At 61.5% G+C, this 21,172-nt stretch carries 19 protein-coding genes; 11 read left to right on the top strand and 8 right to left on the bottom strand.

What is annotated here, in order from left to right; genetic code table 11:
- Positions 1 to 2: 2 nt before the first annotated feature.
- Positions 3 to 2,000 (bottom strand): alpha-1,4-glucan--maltose-1-phosphate maltosyltransferase, encoded by a 1,998-nt coding sequence (locus tag AC09SL_RS02540; protein WP_058545642.1) that lies wholly within the window; start codon positions 1,998 to 2,000, stop codon positions 3 to 5.
- 211 nt (positions 2,001 to 2,211) lie between these two features.
- On the opposite strand from AC09SL_RS02540, the gene AC09SL_RS02535 reads away from it, so the two are divergent.
- Positions 2,212 to 2,406 (top strand): hypothetical protein, encoded by a 195-nt coding sequence (locus AC09SL_RS02535; RefSeq protein WP_081264374.1) that lies wholly within the window; start codon positions 2,212 to 2,214, stop codon positions 2,404 to 2,406.
- Between the two features lie 105 nt (positions 2,407 to 2,511).
- Here the strand turns inward: AC09SL_RS02535 and AC09SL_RS02530 are convergent, their stop codons facing one another.
- Positions 2,512 to 3,015 carry an MgtC/SapB family protein gene (locus AC09SL_RS02530; protein ID WP_058545643.1) on the bottom strand — a complete coding sequence of 168 codons (504 nt, stop codon included), beginning with the start codon at positions 3,013 to 3,015 and terminating at the stop codon, positions 2,512 to 2,514.
- A gap of 136 nt (positions 3,016 to 3,151) precedes the next feature.
- Between AC09SL_RS02530 and AC09SL_RS02525 the strand changes: the two genes are divergently transcribed.
- The 3 genes from AC09SL_RS02525 to mapR all read left to right on the top strand — a co-directional run bounded on the left by AC09SL_RS02525 (position 3,152) and on the right by mapR (position 6,605).
- Positions 3,152 to 3,388, top strand: a complete 237-nt coding sequence (locus AC09SL_RS02525; RefSeq protein ID WP_058545644.1) for a DUF3203 family protein — start codon at positions 3,152 to 3,154, stop codon at positions 3,386 to 3,388.
- A 308-nt stretch (positions 3,389 to 3,696) separates the two neighbouring features.
- On the top strand, positions 3,697 to 5,109 hold the full coding sequence (gene ccoG, locus AC09SL_RS02520; protein ID WP_058545645.1) for a cytochrome c oxidase accessory protein CcoG: 1,413 nt from the start codon (positions 3,697 to 3,699) through the stop codon (positions 5,107 to 5,109).
- An 86-nt stretch (positions 5,110 to 5,195) separates the two neighbouring features.
- Complete coding sequence (mapR, locus tag AC09SL_RS02515; RefSeq protein ID WP_058545646.1) at positions 5,196 to 6,605, top strand: GntR family transcriptional regulator MpaR; 1,410 nt, start codon at positions 5,196 to 5,198, stop codon at positions 6,603 to 6,605.
- A 115-nt stretch (positions 6,606 to 6,720) separates the two neighbouring features.
- Here the strand turns inward: mapR and AC09SL_RS02510 are convergent, their stop codons facing one another.
- Positions 6,721 to 7,467 (bottom strand): SDR family oxidoreductase, encoded by a 747-nt coding sequence (locus AC09SL_RS02510; protein ID WP_058545647.1) that lies wholly within the window; start codon positions 7,465 to 7,467, stop codon positions 6,721 to 6,723.
- Between the two features lie 78 nt (positions 7,468 to 7,545).
- Positions 7,546 to 8,424: a Dyp-type peroxidase gene (locus AC09SL_RS02505; protein ID WP_064106778.1), complete on the bottom strand. Its 879-nt coding sequence runs from the start codon at positions 8,422 to 8,424 to the stop codon at positions 7,546 to 7,548.
- A 230-nt stretch (positions 8,425 to 8,654) separates the two neighbouring features.
- Between AC09SL_RS02505 and ampC the strand changes: the two genes are divergently transcribed.
- Positions 8,655 to 9,803, top strand: a complete 1,149-nt coding sequence (gene ampC, locus AC09SL_RS02500; RefSeq protein ID WP_058543777.1) for a class C beta-lactamase — start codon at positions 8,655 to 8,657, stop codon at positions 9,801 to 9,803.
- Between the two features lie 190 nt (positions 9,804 to 9,993).
- Here the strand turns inward: ampC and AC09SL_RS02495 are convergent, their stop codons facing one another.
- The 3 genes from AC09SL_RS02495 to AC09SL_RS02485 all read right to left on the bottom strand — a co-directional run bounded on the left by AC09SL_RS02495 (position 9,994) and on the right by AC09SL_RS02485 (position 12,386).
- Positions 9,994 to 10,542, bottom strand: a complete 549-nt coding sequence (locus tag AC09SL_RS02495; RefSeq protein ID WP_058543776.1) for a DUF4174 domain-containing protein — start codon at positions 10,540 to 10,542, stop codon at positions 9,994 to 9,996.
- A gap of 200 nt (positions 10,543 to 10,742) precedes the next feature.
- A complete protein-coding gene (locus tag AC09SL_RS02490; RefSeq protein ID WP_058543775.1) occupies positions 10,743 to 11,528 on the bottom strand; it encodes a sulfite exporter TauE/SafE family protein in 786 nt (261 codons plus the stop codon).
- A gap of 108 nt (positions 11,529 to 11,636) precedes the next feature.
- A complete protein-coding gene (locus AC09SL_RS02485; protein ID WP_058543774.1) occupies positions 11,637 to 12,386 on the bottom strand; it encodes a hypothetical protein in 750 nt (249 codons plus the stop codon).
- Between the two features lie 296 nt (positions 12,387 to 12,682).
- Between AC09SL_RS02485 and AC09SL_RS02480 the strand changes: the two genes are divergently transcribed.
- Both AC09SL_RS02480 and AC09SL_RS02475 read left to right on the top strand, forming a co-directional pair.
- Positions 12,683 to 13,834: an aldose epimerase family protein gene (locus AC09SL_RS02480; protein WP_058543773.1), complete on the top strand. Its 1,152-nt coding sequence runs from the start codon at positions 12,683 to 12,685 to the stop codon at positions 13,832 to 13,834.
- Positions 13,835 to 14,037: 203 nt separating this feature from the next.
- Positions 14,038 to 14,859 (top strand): aldo/keto reductase, encoded by an 822-nt coding sequence (locus AC09SL_RS02475; protein WP_058543772.1) that lies wholly within the window; start codon positions 14,038 to 14,040, stop codon positions 14,857 to 14,859.
- 216 nt (positions 14,860 to 15,075) lie between these two features.
- On the opposite strand, the gene AC09SL_RS02470 is transcribed toward AC09SL_RS02475, so the two are convergent.
- On the bottom strand, positions 15,076 to 17,439 hold the full coding sequence (locus AC09SL_RS02470) for a DNA polymerase II (protein WP_058543771.1): 2,364 nt from the start codon (positions 17,437 to 17,439) through the stop codon (positions 15,076 to 15,078).
- Positions 17,440 to 17,772: 333 nt separating this feature from the next.
- Here AC09SL_RS02470 and AC09SL_RS02465 point away from each other — a divergent pair, with 333 nt between their 5' ends.
- The 4 genes from AC09SL_RS02465 (at position 17,773) to AC09SL_RS02450 (ending at position 21,167) form a co-directional block, all read left to right on the top strand.
- Positions 17,773 to 18,213: a CBS domain-containing protein gene (locus tag AC09SL_RS02465; RefSeq protein ID WP_058543770.1), complete on the top strand. Its 441-nt coding sequence runs from the start codon at positions 17,773 to 17,775 to the stop codon at positions 18,211 to 18,213.
- Between the two features lie 62 nt (positions 18,214 to 18,275).
- Complete coding sequence (locus AC09SL_RS02460; RefSeq protein ID WP_058543780.1) at positions 18,276 to 18,872, top strand: paraquat-inducible protein A; 597 nt, start codon at positions 18,276 to 18,278, stop codon at positions 18,870 to 18,872.
- Positions 18,869 to 19,528, top strand: a complete 660-nt coding sequence (locus AC09SL_RS02455) for a paraquat-inducible protein A (RefSeq protein WP_058543769.1) — start codon at positions 18,869 to 18,871, stop codon at positions 19,526 to 19,528. Before AC09SL_RS02460 ends, AC09SL_RS02455 begins: the two co-directional genes overlap by 4 nt.
- On the top strand, positions 19,509 to 21,167 hold the full coding sequence (locus tag AC09SL_RS02450; protein ID WP_058543768.1) for a PqiB family protein: 1,659 nt from the start codon (positions 19,509 to 19,511) through the stop codon (positions 21,165 to 21,167). Before AC09SL_RS02455 ends, AC09SL_RS02450 begins: the two co-directional genes overlap by 20 nt.
- The last annotated feature ends 5 nt before the right edge of the window (positions 21,168 to 21,172 follow it).

Genomic DNA, 21,172 nt, shown 5'->3' with positions numbered 1-21,172 from the left:
CATCACGCCACGCTGATCCGCCAAATCCCGAATGGCTGGTATGCCGGGTCAATTCGCATGAACTGATACTTGCCGTACCAGGTCCAGCGATGTCCGTTCATGAGATCCTCGCCCTGGGTCTGGGCGTCGTCGGGCAGGCCCATCTCCCACAGCGGCAACTCGAAACTGGCCTCCTGCGGGTTGTGCGGATCAAGGCTCACCGCCACCAGGATGAAGTTGCTGCCGTCGGCAGTGCGCTTGCCGAAATAGAGAATGTTGTCGTTCCAGGCGTTGTAGATCTTCAGGCCCAGGTGGGTATGCAGCGCGGGGTTCTGCCGGCGGATGCGGTTGAGCTGGGCGATCTCGGCAATGATGTTGCCCGGCGCGGTGAAGTCCCGGGGGCGGATCTCGTATTTCTCCGAATCGAGGTATTCCTCCTTGCCCGGCACCGGTGCCGATTCACACAGCTCGAAGCCCGAATACATGCCCCACAGGCCCGACCCCATGGTTGCCAGGGCCGCGCGGATCAAAAACCCGGCGCGCCCCGACTCATGGAGAAAGGCCGGATTGATGTCTGGCGTATTGACGAAAAAATTCGGGCGGTAGCATTCGCGCCACGGCGATTCGTTGAGTTCGGCGAAATAGGTCGCCAGCTCCGCCTTGGTGTTGCGCCAGGTGAAATAGGTGTAGCTCTGGGAGTAACCGACCTTGCCCAGCCGCGCCATCATGGCCGGCGTGGTGAACGCTTCAGCCAGGAAGATCACTTCAGGGTTTTGGGCCCGCACATCGGCGATCAACCATTGCCAGAACGGCAGTGGCTTGGTGTGAGGGTTGTCGACGCGGAATATCTTCACGCCTTCCTTGACCCAGCCCACCACAATGTCCCGCAGCTCCATCCACAGGCTGGGAATCGCATCGGCCGCGTAGAAGTCAACGTTGACGATGTCCTGGTATTTCTTCGGCGGGTTTTCCGCATATTTGATCGTGCCGTCCGGCCGCCAGCTGAACCAGCCCGGGTGCTGCTTGAGCCAGGGGTGGTCTTGGGAGCATTGGATCGCGAAGTCCAGGGCGATCTCCAGGCCGTGCTCAGCGGCCGCCGCTACCAGGCGCCGGAAGTCCTCGCGGCTACCCAATTGCGGGTGAATGGCCTCGTGCCCGCCCTCCTCGCCGCCAATGGCATATGGGCTGCCCGGATCGTCGGGACCGGCGGTGAGGGAATTGTTCGGGCCTTTGCGGAAACTGCGGCCGATGGGGTGGATCGGCGGAAAATACAGCACGTCAAAACCCATGTCCTGGATCACCGCCAGGCGTGAATGGACGTCGTTGAAAGTGCCGTGGCGCTGGGGATCGTCGGTGATCGAGCGGGGAAACAGCTCATACCAGCTGGCAAACTCGGACAACTGGCGCTCCACGTCCAGCGGGTACTCGGGGCTGATGCTCAAGTACGGGCGATGGTCGGCCTGGGACATCAGATCGGCACTGCGCGGCGCCAGGAACAGCGCCACCTGCTCGGTCGGCAACAGGCCGGAGAGCTCATGGTGCAAGGCTGCCAGTTGCTCGCTCAATTCACCCGTGCTGCGCTCGACGGCCATCAGCACTTGGTTGCGCCCTTCCTGTAACTCCAGGCTGATCGGCACCCCAGCACCGAACTTTTTCTCCAGCTCGTAGCGAAAACTGGCGAACTGATCGATCCAGGCCTCGATACAAAACACATAGCGGCCCTGTTCCGGCACGTTGAACTGGCCGCGCCAGCCGTTGTTGCCCAGATCACTCATGACCTCGCTGTTCCACGCTTCATCGTGCAGCGCACGCCAGCGAATGCGCACGGCCAGCTTGTCGTGGCCATCGGCGAAGACCTTGCTGGTCACTGTCACGTCCTGCCCGGCCACGGCCTTGGCAGCGAATTGTCCACCGTCGATCACCGGCATGGTGTTTTCAATAGCAATACGCGGCAACAACAAGGCTTGAGACAGCGACAGATGCGGGTTGCAGGCCGGTTCAGTCGGGTGTTCGGCAGTCATCGAGCATCTCTCCTTTTACGCCCCATGGACGCGCTTGTGGCGGTAAAGGCCCAACGGGTCCCTGAAAAAACTCACTTAAACTCCGAACCGGATCAACGACTAAAAGTTCAGAGGGATTTGCCCCGATGCACCCTGGGGATCAAAGCCGGTACAAGGTGGTCAACAACAATAAGCACGACTCAAGCCATGTGCGTCACGGAGACCCGTCCCGATGAATATTCCCATCCCGGCCGAAACACCCGACCCGAACATCGACGACCCCACCTTGCCCCCGCCCGGCCCTGATCCGGAACCGATTCCAGAGAAAGACCCGCCCTTGGACCCACAACCGCCACTGGGTGACCCGCCGAGCGAGGCGCCGCCGGAGCGGGTTCGATTCAAGCGTAGTAATAAAGAAACTGGATGACGAAAAACCTGTGCGGGCTTGCTCGCGAAAGCGGTGTGTCAGTCGAGGAAAATATTGCTTGCCACGCCGCCTTCGCGAGCAAGCCCGCTCCCACAAGTCTTATATTCAGGATGGTTTGTCGTCCTTCCCCAGCGCCCGGACAATCACCGGCATCACACTGAAAATCGCCAGCGCCAGCACCGTACTGAGCACCGCCGTCGCCTCCCGCCCCAACCCGGCGGCGATGCCAATGGCGGCGGTCATCCAGAGGCCCGCAGCGGTGGTCAGGCCCTTGACGTGGCCTTCGTCGCCGTCGCTGTTCTTCAGGATGGTGCCGGCGCCGAGGAAACCGATGCCGGCGACCACGCCTTGTATCACCCGACTCATGGCATCGGCCTGGGACCCGGACATCTGTGGCACCAATACGAACAGCGCCGCCCCCAGGGCCACGAGCATGTGGGTCCGCACGCCGGCAGCCTTGCCCTTGTGTTCGCGCTCGAAACCCAGGATGCCGCCCAGCAGCGCGGCCATGATCAGACGCACCGTGACCCGGGTCATCTGCTGGGCATCGGTGATATCGGCGAATTCCGCCTGCAGGGTTACCCAGACTTCATGCCACCAGGCGTCCATGGACCGTCCTCTTTTTTCATTCGATAAACGATGGACCGCAGGCGGCGCCAGAGGTGCGCCTGACCGCTGATCAGCCGCAACGAACCCTGGCTTGGCCGCGAGACCTAACGTTCATGACCCCTGAAGGAGCAACACCATGACTGTTCGTATCGATGACAACCAGACCTGCCATTTCGAAACCCCCAACGGCCCCAAACAACGCCCCGCCAGCGAGCTGTCCATCATCACCGACCCGGACAAGGCCATGTCAGCCGTGGAGATCAACGGTGACCTGGTCTACATCACCGAGGCCGAGGCCGATGCACTGACCGTGGCCGGCGCAGTCGACGGGCGCAAGCACCTGAAGGCCAGCGACAGCGGTTCGGCGATCTGAAGCCCAATCCACAGGCAACAGATGCATTTGTGGCGAGGGGATTTATCCCCGCTGGGGCGCGAAGCGGCCCCAACGTACTGCCTGATACACCGCAGTCACAGATGCATTTGGGGCTGCTTCGCAGCCCAGCGGGGATAAATCCCCTCGCCACAGTAATATGTTCGTCACTTCCGGGGTGCATCAAAGTGTCGCAGGGCCTGGGCTTCGCGGCATCTGATCCGGTTTTTATCGAAGCACCTGAGTCTGTTATGCAAACAGTTCCATGGTCATAGTGCGCCGGCCAGATAGAGGCTGATGAGCGACCGACCATGAGCGATAGAATCCCCGTCCAGTTGATACAGACGTTCGAACCTGCGCCAACGAAGATAAAGGCCAGGAGCACCGACAACCTGATCCACACCCGCAGCTTCACCGGTTTGTTTCGTACCCTGCGCATCAGCGGGGCGGGGGTTCTGTTCCTGCTGTTCTTCGGCACGGTGTGGTTGAACTGGGGCGGCCGCCAGGCGGTGCTCTGGGACCTTTCCGAAAGCAAATTCCACATCTTTGGCGCGACCTTCTGGCCCCAGGATTTCATCCTGCTCTCGGCCCTGCTGATCATCGCCGCCTTCGGCCTGTTCGCGATCACCGTGTTTGCCGGCCGCGTATGGTGCGGCTACACCTGCCCACAGAGCTCCTGGACCTGGATCTTCATGTGGTGCGAGAAAATCACCGAAGGCGAACGCAACCAGCGGATCAAGCTGCAAGCGGCGCCCTGGGGCCTGAACAAGCTCCTGCGCCGCAGCGCCAAGCACACGCTGTGGCTGGCCATCAGCCTGCTCACCGGCCTGACGTTCGTGGGGTACTTCACGCCGATCCGCCCCTTGGCCGAAGAACTGCTGACCCTGCAAATGGCGGGTGTGAGCTTGTTCTGGGTGCTCTTCTTTACCGCAGCCACCTACCTCAACGCCGGCTGGCTGCGTGAAGCGGTGTGCATGCATATGTGCCCCTATGCACGCTTTCAGAGCGTGATGTTCGACAAGGACACACTGACTATTTCCTACGATGCGGCCCGCGGTGAAATCCGCGGGCCGCGCAAACGCGAGGCAATCCCAGCCAATATTGGCCTGGGCGACTGCATCGACTGCCAGATGTGCGTGCAGGTCTGCCCCACCGGCATCGACATCCGCGACGGCCTGCAGATGGAATGCATCGGCTGCGCGGCCTGCATCGATGCCTGCGACTCGATCATGGACAAGATGGGCTACGCCCGAGGCCTGATCAAATACACCTCCGAACATCAGTTGCAGGGTGGCAAGACTCACCTGCTGCGTCCTCGGCTGATCGGCTATACCGCCGTGCTGCTGGTAATGATCGGCGCGCTGGTCGTGGCGCTGATGCAACGGCCCATGGTGTCGCTGGACGTCAGCAAGGACCGTGGCCTTTTCCGTGAAAACAGCGCCGGCCAGATCGAGAACATCTACAGCCTGAAAATCATCAACAAGACCCAACAGCGCCAGGATTATCACCTGTCCCTGGTGGACGGCGACGGCTTCATCCTGCAGGGCAAGACCCAACTGAGCCTGGCCCCGGGGGAAATCGTCGATGTGCCGGTGTCCGTAGCGATGCTTAGCGAACGGCCGGGCAAAGGCTCCCAGGAAATGACGTTCAAGGTCGCCGACACTAACGAGCCGGGCATCTACAGCGTTGCCAAGAGCCGTTTTGTCGCACCGATGAATCGGTGAAGCTATAAGATGCCAGGCACCTGTGGGAGCGAGCTCCCACAGTTAAAGAAGTGCAAACCACGCGTCACTCCAGACTGGGCCCCACCATGAAACGCTACGAGAAATTTGCCGACGACATCGCTGAACTGATCCGCTCGGGCATGCTGGGGCCGGGTCAGCGCGTGCCGTCGGTACGCTACGCCAGCCAGACCTACGGTGTCAGCCCGTCCACCGTATTCCAGGCCTATTACCTGCTGGAGCGACGCGGCATGATCCGGGCCCGGCCGCGCTCCGGCTACTTCGTCAACACCCATGCGCCGAGCCCGTTTTCGGAGCCGGCGATCAGCAGCCAGGTGCACGAATCCACCGAAGTCGACGTCAGTGAGCTGGTGTTTTCGGTCCTCGACTCCATCAAGGACCCGGCCACCGTACCGTTCGGCTCGGCATTCCCCAGCCCGATGCTGTTCCCACTGCAACGGCTGTCCCGTTCGCTGTCCAGCGCATCACGGGACATGGACCCGCGAATGGTGGTCACGGACATGTCGCCGGGCAATCCACACTTGCGCCGCCAGATCGCCCTGCGCTACATGGTCGGCGGGCTGATGCTGCCCATGGAAGAACTGCTGGTCACCAACGGTGCCCTGGAAGCCTTGAACCTGTGCCTGCAAGCCGTGACCGAGCCCGGCGACCTGGTGGCGATCGAAGCGCCAGCGTTCTACGCAAGCCTGCAGGTACTGGAGCGGCTCAAGCTCAAGGCCGTGGAAATTCCCGTCCACCCGCGCGACGGCATCGACCTGGACGTGCTGGCGCAGACACTGGAGCGCCATCCGATCAAGGCCTGCTGGTGCATGACCAGCTTCCAGAATCCCATGGGCGCGACCATGCCCGAGGAACGCAAACAGGCGCTGGTCGAGTTGCTGCGCCGCCATCAGGTGCCGCTGATCGAGGACGACGTGTACGCCGAACTCTATTACGGCCAGCAGGCCCCCAAGCCCGCCAAGGCGTTCGACACCGAAGGGCTAGTGATGCATTGCGGCTCGTTCGCCAAGAGCCTGGCACCGGGTTATCGCATCGGCTGGGTCGCCGCCGGGCGCTACGCGCAGAAGATCGAACGGCTCAAGCTCATGACTTCGTTGTGCGCCTCGATGCCGGCCCAGGCCGCCATCGCCGACTACCTGCAACATGGCGGCTACGACCGTCACCTGCGCAAACTGCGCTACGCCCTGGAAGAACAGCAAAGCGCGATGCTCGCCGCCATCGCCCGCTATTTCCCGGCCCAGACCCGGGTCAGCCAACCGGCGGGCGGTTACTTCCTGTGGCTGGAGCTGCCGCAGCAGATGGACTCGCTGAAATTGTTCCGGATGGCCCTGGCCCAGGGCATCAGCATCGCACCGGGACCGATCTTTTCAGCGACCCGGCGTTTCAGCAATTGCATCCGCTTGAACTATGGCAGCCCGTGGACCGAGGCGTCTGAAAAAGCCATGGAGACGTTGGGGCGGATTATTCGCTCGTTTTGATATCGGGTTGTCCGTCAGACCGCCATCGCGAGCAAGCTTTGCTCCCACATTGGAACGCTGCCCCCTGTGGGAGCAAAGCTTGCTCGCGATAGGGCCAAAACAGACACCCCAGGACTCAGCGCCCCCCACCCAAATCCACAAACGTCCCAGTCGCGTACGAAGCCTTGTCCGATAGCAGCCAGATAATCGCTTCAGCCACTTCATCCGGACGACCGCCCCGGGCCATGGGAATCGCCGACTCCAGCTTGCTGACCCGGTCCGGATCGCCGCTCAGGGCATGGAAATCGGTGTAGATGTAGCCGGGGCGCACCGCATTGACGCGAATGCCTTCGCCAGCCACTTCCTTGGACAAGCCGATGGTGAAGGTGTCCAGCGCGCCCTTGGAGGCTGCGTAATCGACGTACTCCCCCGGCGCCCCCAGGCGCGCGGCCACCGACGAGACGTTGACGATGCTGCCGCCCTGCCCGCCATGCCTGGGCGACATGCGCAGCACCGCGTGCTTGGCACAAAGAATCGGCCCCAACACGTTGGTCTTCATGATCTTGAGAATGCGAAATTCGGACATTTCATCGAGCCGGGACTTGTGGGCCACCGTGCCGGCGTTGTTCACCAGGGCGGTGACCCGACCCAGCTCGGCGTCCACCCGGTCGAACAGGCCGATCACTTCATCTTCGATGCTCACGTCGGCCCGCACGGCAATCGCCTGCGCGCCCTTGGCCCGGACCTGCTCGAGCACCTCCTGCGCGGCACTCTCATCGGACTGGTAATTGATGCAGATCCGATAGCCCAACCCGGCAGCCAACAACGCCGTGGCCGCCCCGATTCCGCGGCCGCCACCGGTAATGACGATGACTTTATCCACGTTTGCTTCCCCCATTCCACGGATAGACGTCCGGCCCAAGAATAGCGTTCACGTCATGCTTTGCACAAACCGCTGCGCTTAGCGGGCCAGGGCGCGCAGATCCAGGCGTCCGTCCAACAGCGGCGGGCACCAATAGTAACCACCGGTGATTGGCCGGCTCATGCGATACAGGCCATCGGTGATGCCGTCTTCCAGGCCACTCATGCGTCGCAGTTGTGCCTCGAAGGCATCAAGAGAGAAACCGAACGCCAGGAACATCAGCCCCGCACGGTCGCCTTCGATCCACGGCATGGAGCGACGTACCACGAACGCCTCCGGGGCGAAGCTTTCCTGGGCGGTGCGCTTGACGTGGGCCGACGCCGGCGCATCGTCGATTTCTTCGTTGTCGCTCAGGCGACGGCCCATGATGTTGTCGCGCTCATGGGGTTGCATCGCCGCGAAGCCGTCCAGATCGTGCTGCCATTGCTGGATCGCGGCGAAACTGCCACCGCGCACCCCGTCGGCGCCCTGGGCCAGGGCGGCGGCGATGGCCGCTTCGTCGTGAGGGTTTTCGGTGCCGTCTTCGTAGCCGGTCAGGTCATGGCCGGTCATATGGCGGAAGGTTTCGTTCATCTGCACCAGCTGCAGCGCCGGGGCCAGCGCCGCCTCGATGGCGCGACTGCGGTGCATCAGCTCGCCGCGGTCTTCGCCGTGCAGCCAGCACCACAGCGCGTGTTGGGTCGACGGGTTGTCCACGCCCACGCCGGCCAACGCAGGAAAGGCCCGCAGGCCTTCGACCTGGACGCCCAGCGCCTGGACCAGTGATTCACCAAAGCCGACCACGGCCCGCCCATCGAGCAGCAACAGGAGTTTGTCTAGCGCAGCCGGCAGTGCCTCGACCGATTCCAGGGCAAAAAACAAATGACGGGCCTGAGGCGGAACAGGGGTGGCGAGAATGCCGGGCTGGTAGTAACTCATGTGAACTCCTTTAGAAAGAGTCGCGAGTTTACCCGGCGGCTGCCGCTTTGTGTGGTTTGGCTTGAGGTCCGGTCGCGTCGGGCAACCGGGCCGTTTTGCGGGAAGCAATCCCGCGGTCCTGCCAGACGACTCAGGACCATTGCCTCGGCCTGATAGCCTCGGATTGTCGGGCAGCCAAAAACCCCCTAGATTGACCATCCCTCAAGGAAGGCCAACGAGAGCGCTGCACCATGCAAACTGCCAGATCCATACTCGCCGGGACTTTTTTCCTGGTTTGCGGGACGCCCATGGGCTTTGCCCAGGAGCGCATTGAAGACACCGTCAATGCCGTCATTCAGCCCTTGATGAAACAACAGGACATCGCGGGCATGGCGGTAGCGATCACGCATAACGGCCAACGTCGGTTTTTCAACTATGGCGTCGCCGCCAAGGACACGAAAAAACCGGTCACCGAGCAGACCCTCTTCGAAATCGGCTCGATCAGCAAGACCTTCACCGCCACCCTCGGCGCCTATGCCCAGGCCCAGGGCAAGCTGTCCCTGGCGGACCCGGCCAGTCGCTTCGCCCCCGAGCTGCGCGGCAGCGCGTTGGAGGGCGTCAGCCTGCTCAACCTCGCCACCTATACCGCCGGTGGCCTGCCGTTGCAGTTTCCCGACGAGGCGGACCACCCAGACCGAATGTTTGGCTATTACACCACCTGGAAGCCGCTCTACCCGGCCGGCACCCAGCGGCTCTATTCAAACCCGAGCATCGGCCTGTTCGGCTATCTGGCAGCCCGCAGCATGGGGCGGCCGTTCGACGAGGTGATGGAGCGCACGCTGATGCCAGGGCTGGGCCTCAAGCACAGCTATGTGCGGGTGCCGCAGAATCAGTCGGGCCGATACGCCCAAGGCTATGCAAAAGACGGCAAGCCCGTCCGGGTCGGGCCGGGAGCCCTGGATTCCGAGGCTTACGGGGTGAAAACCAGCTCATCGGACCTGATGCGCTTTCTTGAGGCCAACTTGCGAGCTGAAACACTGGCGGCGGATCTGAAGCAAGCGATCGCCACGACACATACAGGTTTCTACAGGGTTGGCGGGATGAATCAGGGGCTGGGCTGGGAGTACTACCCCGCCCCGTTCACCTTGGATGAGTTGCTCGCAGGCAACACGCCGCAAATGGCCCTGGCCCCACAAAAAGTCGAGCCTCTCAACCCGCCCCGGCCAGCACCGGACGGCGCCTGGATCAACAAGACAGGATCTACCAACGGTTTCGGCGCGTATGCGGCGTTCGTGCCTGGAAAGGACATGGGGATCGTCATGCTTGCCAACAGGAATTACCCGATTGAAGAACGGGTGAAAGCGGCGTACCGGATCCTGATGGCGTTGGATGGCCAATAGCGAGGGCGACGAGCCCGCTGGACCTGTAGGAGCTGCCGAAGGCTGCGATCTTTTGATCCTTTGATCATTCGCTTGCGACTCAATTGCCTGGAACAAGATCGCAGCCTCGTTGCACTCGTCAGCTCCTACATAGCGCAACCCAGCGGGAGCAAGCGCCCTCGCCACAGGAGCGCCTCGTCGTTACTTGAAGTCAATCATCCAGCGGCTTCGGCGGCGCCGACGGCTTGGCTGCCTTGCCAGGCTTGGTGCCTTTCGCATCCTTGGCCGGTGTGGGTTCCGGCGCAGGAGGAGGCGTCGGGGCTGCCGCCTCTTTTTCTGCCGTCGGCAGTTTATCGACGGTGTCGAAGAGCTCCTTCAATTCGATCGCCCCGGAATGCTCAAGCTTCTTCTCCCCGTCCTTGCCCACCAGGATGATCTTGGTCTGCGCTCCGGCTCCCAGCTTGAGCGAGCGAATCAACGCCATGGTGCTCTGCGGATCCAGGTCCTTGCCATCGCGCTGCCCAATGGTATTGAGCACGGTATAGAGCACCATGTTGCGCTCGGAAAAGCCCTGCTTGCCTGCCGGCTCATTCAAGGCCTTTTTCAGGCTCACCCAGGCAGGGTCGACCGTACTGGGCGCGATGACGACAAGGGGACGTGACTTGCCTGCGTCCGCCAACAGGGGCGAGTCGCCGTCGGCAGCGAACAGGGGGCCGGCGATGGCCAGCAAGGTAGCGAAGGTCAACGACCGAATGAGCATGCGCCTCTCCTTTTGATGTTTACGCTGTACTGATTGCACAGGGCGGCGATTGTTCCGCGAGAGTCGCTCAATACTGCGCCTGCCTGACTTGAAGCTTAGGCCAGGGGGGTCATTGCGCAACCGTGGCAACCAACGCGTGCGCGTGGGAAGAGGTGTGACCGCTAAAAGTACAGTCACCACAAGGGATCTCGGTGTCAGTGCTAGAACGCCAGCTTGAACCCGATCATCGCCAGCATTACCGCCAGGCACGGGCGCAGCAACTCGTCGGAGATTCGTCCCGACAGATGACTGCCCAGGTAGATCCCCGGCAACGAACCGATCAACAGCAAACCCAGGATGTGCCAGTCCATGTTGCCCATGCTCGCATGGCCCAGGCCAGCGACCAGGGTCAGCGGCACGGCGTGGGCGATCTCGGTGCCCACCAGGCGCTTGGTGACCAGGAACGGGTAGAGGATGAACAACGCGACGGTGCCCAGGGCGCCAGCGCCTATCGAGGTCAAGGCGACCATCGTACCCAGCACGAGGCCAGTGATGACCGTCAGCACATTGAGTCGCACACCCGAGGGGTTGTAGTGGCCGCCAGCGCGGTCATGCGCGAATTGCAGCAGGCGCTTCTTGAACAGGATCGCCAGGGCGGTGACGAACAACACAAAACCCAGGGCTTGCTTGATCACCGCGTTCATGGCGTCAGGGGAGCTGTGCAGGCTGCTGAGGAACCACAGCGTCAAACCGACCGCCGGCACGCTGCCCAACGTCAGCCAGCCGGTGATCGCCCAGTCGATGTTGCGGTTTTTGGCATGCACCAGGACACCGCCAGACTTGGTAATGGCCGCGTACAGCAGGTCCGTACCCACCGCCGTCGCAGGGTTGATACCAAACCACAGCAGGATCGGGGTCATCAGCGAACCACCGCCGACGCCGGTCATCCCGACGATGAAACCGACCACCAAGCCTGCAACGACTAAACCGACATTACCGAAATCCATTAAACCCGTCTCAGCACGACCGCGTGAAAAATCTGGCCGCGAGCATAGCGATTTTTCTTATAACCTCCCTATATCAATATGATCTATCTTTATTCCTTCCCCAGCAACTCATTGAACCGGCAGGAAGTTGAGGAATAGCAGGCTCTGGGCATAGTTCAGGCCGATGCGCCGGTAGCGCTCGTCAAGCATTTGGGTCAGCAGGTCCAATCGGGCGACGATTTTTCCGAACTCCACGGCAAAACTCAGGTTGCTGCCCTCCTCCGAAATCTCATTGGAAAACAGCAGCGGCGTGCCGTCCTTGTTCTGCCGCTGGCTCAGCAGCCAGGTGGCTTTTTCGATATTGCGCGCTGCGTTGCTGACAAAACGCGGGTCGATGGTGTCAGTCATGTAGAACTCGAGGCGATTGCCATGAGCTGTGACCAGCATGCTGCCGATGGCATAGATGAACGCCCCTACCCGATCGCCGAGAAATTCAGGGCTCATGGCATAGCTCAGGGCGGCCAGGTCCTTCTTGCCTCCCAGGGTCGGCAAGGGTTTTTGCTGCTCGATGGCCATGCGTACCTGTTTTTCCGCGGTACGGGCGTCGAGAAAGCCGGACTTGCGCAGTTCGTCGGGGTTGCGCAGGTACAGCTTGCTCATCAGCAGATAGAGGCTTTGCAGGTTGTCGTGCATCGACAACGTGGCCATGCGGTCGACGCTGGTCTGCAAGAACTCCTGGGGGCGGGTGTTGCTGAACTGCGTGACCATGTCCTGCCCCTGCTGATGGCTGCAGCCGCCGCTGAACAGCATCGACACACCGACCAACAATGCCAGGCAGCAGCGGCGCAATCTCGTCACAGAATAAAAAACACCGGCCATCGAGTCTCGGTCTGGGCATGGGGAAGCGATGGGGGTCGTCGCTTCCAGGCCATGGATAGAGCGGAAAAAATCGCAAAAGTGCAGTGTTCGCAGAAAACTCCCGATATCCAGCAACGCCTCCACCATTCAATTAGTCTTACTTTTTGTTTGATAAATCCCAATTAATGGCTATAAATCCCTTCTCACCCACCAAATAGAAAGACTACTGAACAGAAAAACCTTCAGCGCTGTCCGACCAATAACGGACTCGCCCGCGTTCAAAACAACAACAAAACAACAGGAAGGAAGGTCATACCATGCTTGAATCCAGACAACTGCTCACGGCCCTCGGAGTGTCTCTGATGATCGCCACCTCGGCTTCCCAGGCTGCCGGCCTGACCAACGAACGCAGTGCGTTCGGCAAGACCGACGATGGCACGGCGGTGGAAAAATTCGTGCTGCGCAACAGTCACGGCATGGAGGCCACGGTCATCACCTACGGCGGCATCCTCCAGTCATTGAGCGTGCCGGACAAACACGGCAAGGCCGCCGACATCGTGCTCGGTTTTGACGACGTGCAGGGTTACCAGAAGAACGGCAGCGTGTATTTCGGCGCGACCATCGGCCGCTTCGGCAATCGCCTGGCCGACGGCGCCTTCGAGCTGGACGGCAAGCGTTACCAAGTGCCGCAGAACGACCATGGCAACTCTTTGCACGGCGGGCCGCAAGGGTTCGACAAGCGCGTCTGGAAGGCCCAGCCCCATAATGCCAAGGACTCGGTAGGCGTCACCCTGACCTACCTATCACCCGATGGCGAGATGGGTTTTCCCGGTGCACTGAAGACCGACGTCACCTACAGCCTCAACGAACAGAACGAGTTGCGGATCGAGTACCAGGCCACCACCGACAAACCCACGGTGCTGAACCTGACCAACCACAGCTATTTCAACCTGGCCGGGGCGGGTAACGGCGACATACTCGAGCAGGTTGCGACCCTGCACGCGGCCCATTACACGCCGGTCACCGGCAAGCTCATTCCCACCGGCGAACTGGCCCCCGTGGCCGGTACGCCGATGGACTTCACCCAACCCACCGCCATCGGCACCCACATCAAGGCCGATCACCCGCAACTCAAATTCGCCGAACCGAAACAGGGCGGCTTCGATTTCAACTGGGCGCTGGACGCCAAGGGCGACGTGAACAAACTGGCCGCCGAGGTGTATGACACAGACTCCGGACGACGCCTGCAGCTCTACACCACCGAGCCTGGCGTGCAGTTCTACACCAGCAACTTCCTCGACGGCACCGTCAAGGGCAAGCAAGGCAAGGTCTATCCACATTGGGGCGCGTTCACCCTGGAAACCCAGCACTACCCCGACTCGCCCAACCAGCCGAACTTCCCCTCGACGCGGCTTGATCCGGGCCAGACCTACACCCAGACCATGGTGTTGAAGTTCTCCGCAAAATAGAAAAACCTGTGCAAAAACCGTAGGAGCTGTCGAGTGCAACGAGGCTGCGATCTTTCCCCTAACACTTGAATTTCAAGCGAAAGATCAAAAGATCAAAAGATCAAAAGATCAAAAGATCGTCCGAACACAGCCCGAGCCTTCGCCAGCTCCTATGACTATCCTGCTGTTCATTGGATTATCGATCAGCACAACAGGAGAAAGGCATGAGGACGCTGGAATTGGCGGGGGTGTCCGTACCGGTCATTGGCCAGGGCACCTGGCGCATGGGTGAGGAACCGTCTCATCACAAGAAAGAAGTGGCCGCCCTGCGGCTGGGAATCGAATTGGGCATGACCCTGATCGACACGGCGGAGATGTATGCCGAAGGCGGTGCCGAAACCGTCGTTGGCGAAGCGATCACCGGCCTGCGCGACCAGGTTTTCCTGGTGAGCAAGGTCTACCCTCACAACGCCAGTCGCAAAGGCATTCCCCTGGCCTGCGAACGCAGCCTGCGGCGGCTCGACACCGATTACATCGACCTTTACTTGTTGCACTGGCGCGGGCAGTACCCGCTGGACGAAACCGTCGAAGCCTTCGAGCGGCTGCGCGAAGAAGGCAAGATCGGCCGTTGGGGCGTGTCGAACTTCGACGTGGCGGACCTTGAAGAACTGGCCGCGCCGGCCTGCGCGACCAACCAGGTGCTGTACAACCTGCAGCAACGCGGCATCGAATTCGACCTGCTGCCCTGGTGCCAGCGCCAGTCCTTGCCCGTCATGGCCTACTGCCCGGTCGGCCAGGGCGGGCACCTGCTCAAGGATCACACCCTGGGACAGATCGCCGAACGCCATCGCGCAACACCGGCGCAGATCGCATTGGCCTGGCTGTTGCGCCAGGACAATGTGCTTGCCATTCCCAAGGCGGTAAAGCCTGAACATGTGCGCTTGAATGCCGAAGCGGCCAACCTCAAGCTTGAACCGCAGGACCTGGCAGCCCTCGACCTGATATTTCCCCAGCCCCAGGGCAAGCAGCGGCTGGCGATGGTCTAGGAGCTGTGTAGGAGCTGTGTAGCTGTGTAGGAGCTGTGTAGGAGCTGTCGAGTGCAACGAGGCTGCGATCTTTCCCCTGACACTTGAATCTCAAGCGAAAGATCAAGATCAAGATCAAGATCAAGATCAAGATCAAGATCAAGATCAAAAGATCGCAGGCTTCGCCAGCTCCTACAGAGCCAAAAGAGCATCCCCCAGCCCACAATGCAGAGGTGACTAAAACAACCCCATCTGCCCGCCCACCAACGTCGAGAAATCATCGTCCACAAACGGCAGGATCGCATCCGCCACCGGCTGTAGCTGTTTGGTCACGTAGTGGTCGTAATCGATTGGCGCGCTGCGGGTTTCCAGCGGCTCGGGGCCGGCAACGGTGATGACGTAGCTGATCCAGCCGCCATTCTGGTATTGCCGCGGACGACCCTGGCGCTGGTTGAACTCATCGGCCAGCCGCGCGGCCCGCACGTGAGGTGGAACGTTGCGTTCGTAGTCGTCCAGCGGCCGACGCAGGCGCTTGCGATAGACCAGCCGATCATCGAACGCACCGGCCAGGGTCTGCTGCACATAATCGCGCACATAATCCTGATAGGGCTGGCGATGGAAGATTCGCCCGTACAGCTCCTGCTGGAACTGCCGGGCCAGCGGCGACCAGTCGGTGCGCACGGTTTCCAGGCCTTTGTAGACGATTTCATCGCTGCCGTCGGCACGGGTTACCAATCCGGCGTAGCGTTTCTTGCTGCCCTCTTCGGCGCCCCGGATGGTCGGCATCAGAAAGCGCTTGAAATGCGTTTCGAACTGCAGTTCCAGCGCACTCTCGAGTCCGAACTCGGCACGCACCTGCTCACGCCACCATTGATTGACGTGGGCCACCAGGTCTTGGCCGATCCTGGCCGCTTCCTCCTGGCCATGGGCACGGCGTAGCCAGACGAACGTGGAATCGGTATCGCCATAGATCACCACATGTCCCTGGGCTTCGATCAACTGGCGGGTGCGCTGCATGATCTGGTGGCCGCGCAAGGTGATGGACGAGGCCAGGCGCGGATCGAAGAAGCGACAGCCGCTGGAACCGAGCACGCCATAAAAGGCGTTCATGATGATTTTCAACGCCTGGGACAGCGGCGCATTGTGTTCGCGCTTGGCGGTCTCCCGGCCTTCAGCGACCCGCGCCACGATGGCCGGCAGGCAATGGCGGGTACGGGAGAAGCGCGCCCCGCGAAAGCCTGGCACCGATGCCTGGTCATCCGGGTGGCGCAACCCTTCGATCAAGCCCACCGGGTCGATCAGGAAGGTGCGGATGATCGATGGGTACAGGCTCTTGTAGTCCAGCACCAGCACCGACTCGTAGAGCCCCGGCTGGGAGTCCATGACAAACCCACCCGGGCTGGCCTCGGGCGGGCGCTGGCCCAGGTTGGGTGCAACAAACCCTTGGCGATGCATCAGCGGCATGTACAGGTGCGTGAAGGCCGCCACCGAACCGCCGCTGCGATCCGCCGGCAGGCCGGTGACGCTGGCCCGTTCCAAGAGGAACGTGAGCAGTTCGGTCTTGGCGAAGATCCGCGTCACCAGTTCACAGTCCTTGAGGTTGTAGCGGGCCAGGGCCGGCTTGTCCTCGGCGAACATGCGATTGATCTCGTCCATGCGCTGGTAGGGGTTATCGATGGACTTGCCCTCCCCCAACAGCGTCTGGGCGACGTTTTCCAGGCTGAATGACGGAAAACTCCAAGTGGCCGAACGCAGGGACTCGATGCCGTCGATGATCAGCCGGCCAGCAGCCGAGGCGAAAAAGTGGTTGTTGCGCGCGCCGTGCTCGCGCCATTGCATCTCTTCGCCACCGCGTCCCAGGCGCAACGGCACGGCCAGGCGCCGGGCGTGTTCATGCAGCACCCGCAGGTCGAACTGCACCAGGTTCCAGCCAATGATCGCGTCAGGGTCGAAACGGGCAAACCATTCGTTGAGTTTCTTCAGCAGCAACGTGCGCGATTCGCAATATTCCAGCTGGAAATCCACGCCGGTATCGTCGCCATTGGGGGGGCCGAGCATGTACACCTGGCGCTCGCCGCAGCCTTCCAGGGCAATGGAATACAAATCGCCCTGGGCGGTGGTTTCGATGTCCAGGGACACCAGGCGCAACGGTGGACGGTATCCGGGCGCCGGTTTCATCTGGACGTCGACCAGCAGGCCATCGGCGGCCGGCGTACCGCCAAACCAGACCGGGGCGGTGATGAAGCGCTCCATCAGGTAGCGCTCCGGCGGGCGAATGTCCGCTTCGAACACCTCCACACCGGCGCGGCGCAAGGTGGTGTCCAGGCGCATCAACTGGGCATGTTGCTGGCAATACAGCCCCAGCACCGGACGATGCTCGAAATCCAGCAGCTCCAGGGGGCGTAGTTCTACCTCCTTCTCCCCTTGCAGCAAGGCCTCGAGCTGGCCGCGCTGGATCTGCGGCACAAAGGCCACCGACGTCTGCACCGGCAGGCGCACGCGCCGGGGACCGGCGTCGGTCGCCAGCCAGAACTCGACTTCGGTGCCGGCCGGGGTGTCGCGCCAATGCCGGGTCAGGACGAAGCCCTGCTGTAAATCCACCGCTGCAACCTCGAATTTTGCGCAAGCGACGATTCTACCCTGTGGCGAGGGGATTTATTCCTTTGTGGGAGCAAGGCTTTTGTGGGAGCAAGGCTTGCCCGCGATGCGGTTCAACTGCTAGACCGTGTCATCGTTCATCGCGAGCAAGCTTTGCTCCCACAGGCTTGCTCCCACAGAGGGCCCCCACTGGCCACATGCTGGATGACATCACATCGGCGGGAAATTCACCGGCCATGACGCTTTTGGACGACTGGCCGCCGCTTTACCGCTTGCTCTGCGCCGTTGGGTCTACGATGCTTTAACAACCAGCAAAAACAACACCCGAGGCTCCCCATGAAAACCGTCGCGCAGTTGCTCCGGCTAAAAGATGAGAAGAACCAGCAAGTGCACACCATCTCACCGGACGACATGGTATTGCAGGCCCTGCTGCGCATGGCCGAGAAGAACGTCGGTGCCTTGCTGGTGGTGAAGAACGACGAAGTACTGGGGATCATCAGCGAGCGCGACTATGCCCGCAAAATGGTCTTGCGCGGTCGCTCATCGGTGGGCACGAAGGTCAGTGACATCATGGTCTCCCCCGTGATCACCATCGACCCGCACCAGAACGTCGAGACCTGCCTGAGCATCATGACCGAAAAACACCTGCGGCATTTGCCCGTGGTAGAGGACGGCAAACTGGTCGGGCTGCTGTCCATCGGCGACCTGGTCAAGGAAGCCATCGCCGAACAGGCCGATCTGATCAGACAACTGGAGCAATACATCCGCGGGGAATGATCCGCTCGGGCGGGTTGCTCATTCTCCACTATATTGAAAGGGTTGTTCCTGCGAGCATCCTGATGGCCAACACCGACCGACTGATCATTTGTGAACATTGCGATGCAGTGTACGAGCCGGTTGAGCTCGCCCCGCACCAGAGAGCCACGTGCGTGCGTTGCCAGGCGGTGATCCAGCGCTACAGCGGCCTGACCATCGAGCAGCGCCTGGCCTTGAGCGTAACGGCCGCGGTGTTGTGGATTTTCGCCAACATCTACCCGGTGATGACCATTCGCCTCCAGGGGCTGAGCAACAGCGCGACGTTATGGGACTCCATCGTGGCGCTGAGCCAGGGCCCCATCACCTTCATCGCCCTGGTGACAGCGGTGACGATCATCATTGCGCCGGCCTTCCAACTGGCACTGCTGCTCTGGGTGCTGGGCCATGCCTATCTCCAGCGGCGGGCGCCAGGGTTCAGCCTGTGCATGCGCAGCCTGGAAACCCTGCGTCCCTGGAGCATGCTGGAGGTGTGCCTGCTGGGCGCGCTGGTGGCGGTGATCAAGCTCGCCGGCCTGCTGGACGTGCTCCCGGGCATCGGCCTGTTCGCCCTGGCGGCCTTGAGCCTGCTGATGATCCGCATTGCCGGGCGCGATGTCCGCGACCTGTGGAACAGCCTATGAACGGCAAGCCGCTGGACACTGTGCCGGACGCCCGCGACCTGAACCTCTGCCTGTGCCACAACTGCGGCCTGGCCTGCGACATGACCGATGAGCCCCAGGCCTGCCCCCGCTGCGACGCCGCCCTGCATCGACGCAAACCCGACGCCATCGCCCGCACCTGGGCCTACATGCTCGCCGCGCTGGTGTTCTACATTCCGGCCAATCTGATTCCGGTCATGAATACCCAGATGCTCGGCGAAGGCGCCGACAGCACCATCATCAGCGGCGTCATCGAATTCTGGCAAAGCGGTGCCTGGGATATCGCCCTGATTATCTTCATCGCCAGCATCGCGGTGCCCGGCATCAAGTTCGTGGTACTGACCCTGCTGCTGGTGACTGCACAGCGGCGCAGCACCTGGGCCCAGGTCCAGCGGGCGAAGCTGTACCGGCTGGTGGAAGTCATCGGCTACTGGTCGATGCTCGATGTGCTGGTGGTGGCCCTGGTGGCGGCATTGGTCAAGTTCCAGGCACTGAGCGACATCGAACCGCGGCCAGGCATCCTGTTTTTCGGCCTTGTGGTGCTCTTCACCATGCTGTCGGCCATGAGTTTCGACCCCCGGCTGATCTGGGACACTCAACCCTTCGAGGAGGTCATGGATGAAGTCGCAAGCCACTGACGGGCAGCATCCCGCACCCGGCCGCGCCCATGTCACCACCCGCCGCTGGACGGTGTCACTGGTGTGGATCGTGCCGATCATCGCGGTGCTGGTGGGCATTTCCCTGGTGGTCCACAACTGGCTGCAGGAAGGCCCGACCATCACCATTACCTTCAAGACCGGCCAGGGCCTGACCGCCAACAAGACCCAGGTGAAATATCGCAACGTGGTCATCGGTCAGGTCACCGACGTGCAACTGAGCGAAAACCAGAAGCACGTCACCGCCACGGTCAAGCTCGCCAAGACAGCCGAAAATTTTACTCACGAAGACTCGGTGTACTGGGTGGTAAGGCCGCGCATCGGGGCCGGCGGGATCTCGGGGATCGACACCTTGTTTTCCGGAGACTTCATCGGGGCCGACGCCGGTCAGTCGAAAGCGCGTGTCAAGTCCTTCACGGGTCTGGAGAACCCGCCGCCGATTACTTACGGCGAACCAGGCAAGCGCTTCACCCTGCATTCCCGGGACCTTGGCTCGCTGGACATCGGCTCTCCGGTGTACCTACGCAAGATCCCGGTGGGCCAGGTCGTGTCCTACGCCTTGGACGCCGAGGGCAAAGGCGTGAACATCGATGTGTTCGTCAACGCACCCAATGATGCGTACGTCACCGAAAACACCCGGTTCTGGAACGTCAGCGGTGTGGACGTGAACGTCGGTGCCAATGGTTTCGCGGTCAAGACCGAGTCGCTCTCGGCCTTGCTGCTGGGCGGCATCGCGTTCCAGGCGCCGGAATACAGTCCAGACGACACCACGGCCAGCGAAGACAAGACCTTCGAACTGTTTGCCGACCAGCAGAGCGCCCTCGCCCCTCCCGACGGCAAGGCGCAATACCTGGCCCTGCGGTTCGATCAGGCACTGCGCGGGTTGCGAGTCGGCGCGCCGGTAGAGTTCCTCGGAGTGGAAATCGGCCGGGTGGTGGCCATCAATCTGGATTTCGATGAGAAACAGCGCAGCTTCCCGGTCGACGTCGGCATAGTGATGTACCCGCAGCGCCTGGGCAAGGCCCATGAAAAAATGCTCAAGTCGCTCAATCACAACCCAGAGGACGAAGCCGCTGGCGCCCGCCTGATCGGCAGCTTCGTCGAACGCGGCCTGCGCGCCCAGGCCCGCAGCGGCAATCTGCTGACCGGACAGTTGTACATCTCGCTGGACTTCTACCCCAAGGCGGAAAAAGTCGCCTTCGACCCAAGCGACCGCCCCGTGCGTATCCCGACCATTCCGGGCAGCCTCCAACAGCTGCAGGAACAATTGCAGGCAATGGTCGAGCGAATCAATAAACTGCCACTGGAGAATATTGCCGGCAACCTGAATGGCAACCTGGTGGAGCTGCGCAAAGGCCTGGCCCTGTTCAACAGCAAGACCCTGCCGGGTGTGCAAAGCACCTTGCAAGACGTCAGCAAGACCCTGCAATCGGCCAACTCGACCCTGGCCGAAGATTCACCGCAGCGCGAACAACTGACCCAGACCCTGGACGACCTGGGGCGCATGTCGCGCTCGCTGCGCGAGCTGTCGGACTACCTGAGCCGCCATCCCGAATCGCTGCTTCGCGGCCGTCCCAAGGACGCACCGGCGCACAACCTCACATTGCCGGTGAAAGAATGATCACA

The organism is Pseudomonas sp. PF05, assembly GCF_056521845.1.
This window is presented reverse-complemented; position numbering and strand designations above follow the sequence as displayed.

Coding starts and splice junctions, on each gene's coding strand:
- AC09SL_RS02460 (WP_058543780.1), top strand. CDS start 18,276: ATGGCCAACACCGACCGACTGATCATTTGTGAACATTGCGATGCAGTG.
- AC09SL_RS02535 (WP_081264374.1), top strand. CDS start 2,212: ATGAATATTCCCATCCCGGCCGAAACACCCGACCCGAACATCGACGAC.
- AC09SL_RS02475 (WP_058543772.1), top strand. CDS start 14,038: ATGAGGACGCTGGAATTGGCGGGGGTGTCCGTACCGGTCATTGGCCAG.
- mapR (WP_058545646.1), top strand. CDS start 5,196: ATGAAACGCTACGAGAAATTTGCCGACGACATCGCTGAACTGATCCGC.
- AC09SL_RS02465 (WP_058543770.1), top strand. CDS start 17,773: ATGAAAACCGTCGCGCAGTTGCTCCGGCTAAAAGATGAGAAGAACCAG.
- AC09SL_RS02505 (WP_064106778.1), bottom strand. CDS start 8,424: ATGAGTTACTACCAGCCCGGCATTCTCGCCACCCCTGTTCCGCCTCAG.
- AC09SL_RS02480 (WP_058543773.1), top strand. CDS start 12,683: ATGCTTGAATCCAGACAACTGCTCACGGCCCTCGGAGTGTCTCTGATG.
- AC09SL_RS02495 (WP_058543776.1), bottom strand. CDS start 10,542: ATGCTCATTCGGTCGTTGACCTTCGCTACCTTGCTGGCCATCGCCGGC.
- ampC (WP_058543777.1), top strand. CDS start 8,655: ATGCAAACTGCCAGATCCATACTCGCCGGGACTTTTTTCCTGGTTTGC.
- AC09SL_RS02540 (WP_058545642.1), bottom strand. CDS start 2,000: ATGACTGCCGAACACCCGACTGAACCGGCCTGCAACCCGCATCTGTCG.
- ccoG (WP_058545645.1), top strand. CDS start 3,697: ATGAGCGATAGAATCCCCGTCCAGTTGATACAGACGTTCGAACCTGCG.
- AC09SL_RS02450 (WP_058543768.1), top strand. CDS start 19,509: ATGAAGTCGCAAGCCACTGACGGGCAGCATCCCGCACCCGGCCGCGCC.
- AC09SL_RS02485 (WP_058543774.1), bottom strand. CDS start 12,386: ATGGCCGGTGTTTTTTATTCTGTGACGAGATTGCGCCGCTGCTGCCTG.
- AC09SL_RS02490 (WP_058543775.1), bottom strand. CDS start 11,528: ATGGATTTCGGTAATGTCGGTTTAGTCGTTGCAGGCTTGGTGGTCGGT.
- AC09SL_RS02525 (WP_058545644.1), top strand. CDS start 3,152: ATGACTGTTCGTATCGATGACAACCAGACCTGCCATTTCGAAACCCCC.
- AC09SL_RS02530 (WP_058545643.1), bottom strand. CDS start 3,015: ATGGACGCCTGGTGGCATGAAGTCTGGGTAACCCTGCAGGCGGAATTC.
- AC09SL_RS02455 (WP_058543769.1), top strand. CDS start 18,869: ATGAACGGCAAGCCGCTGGACACTGTGCCGGACGCCCGCGACCTGAAC.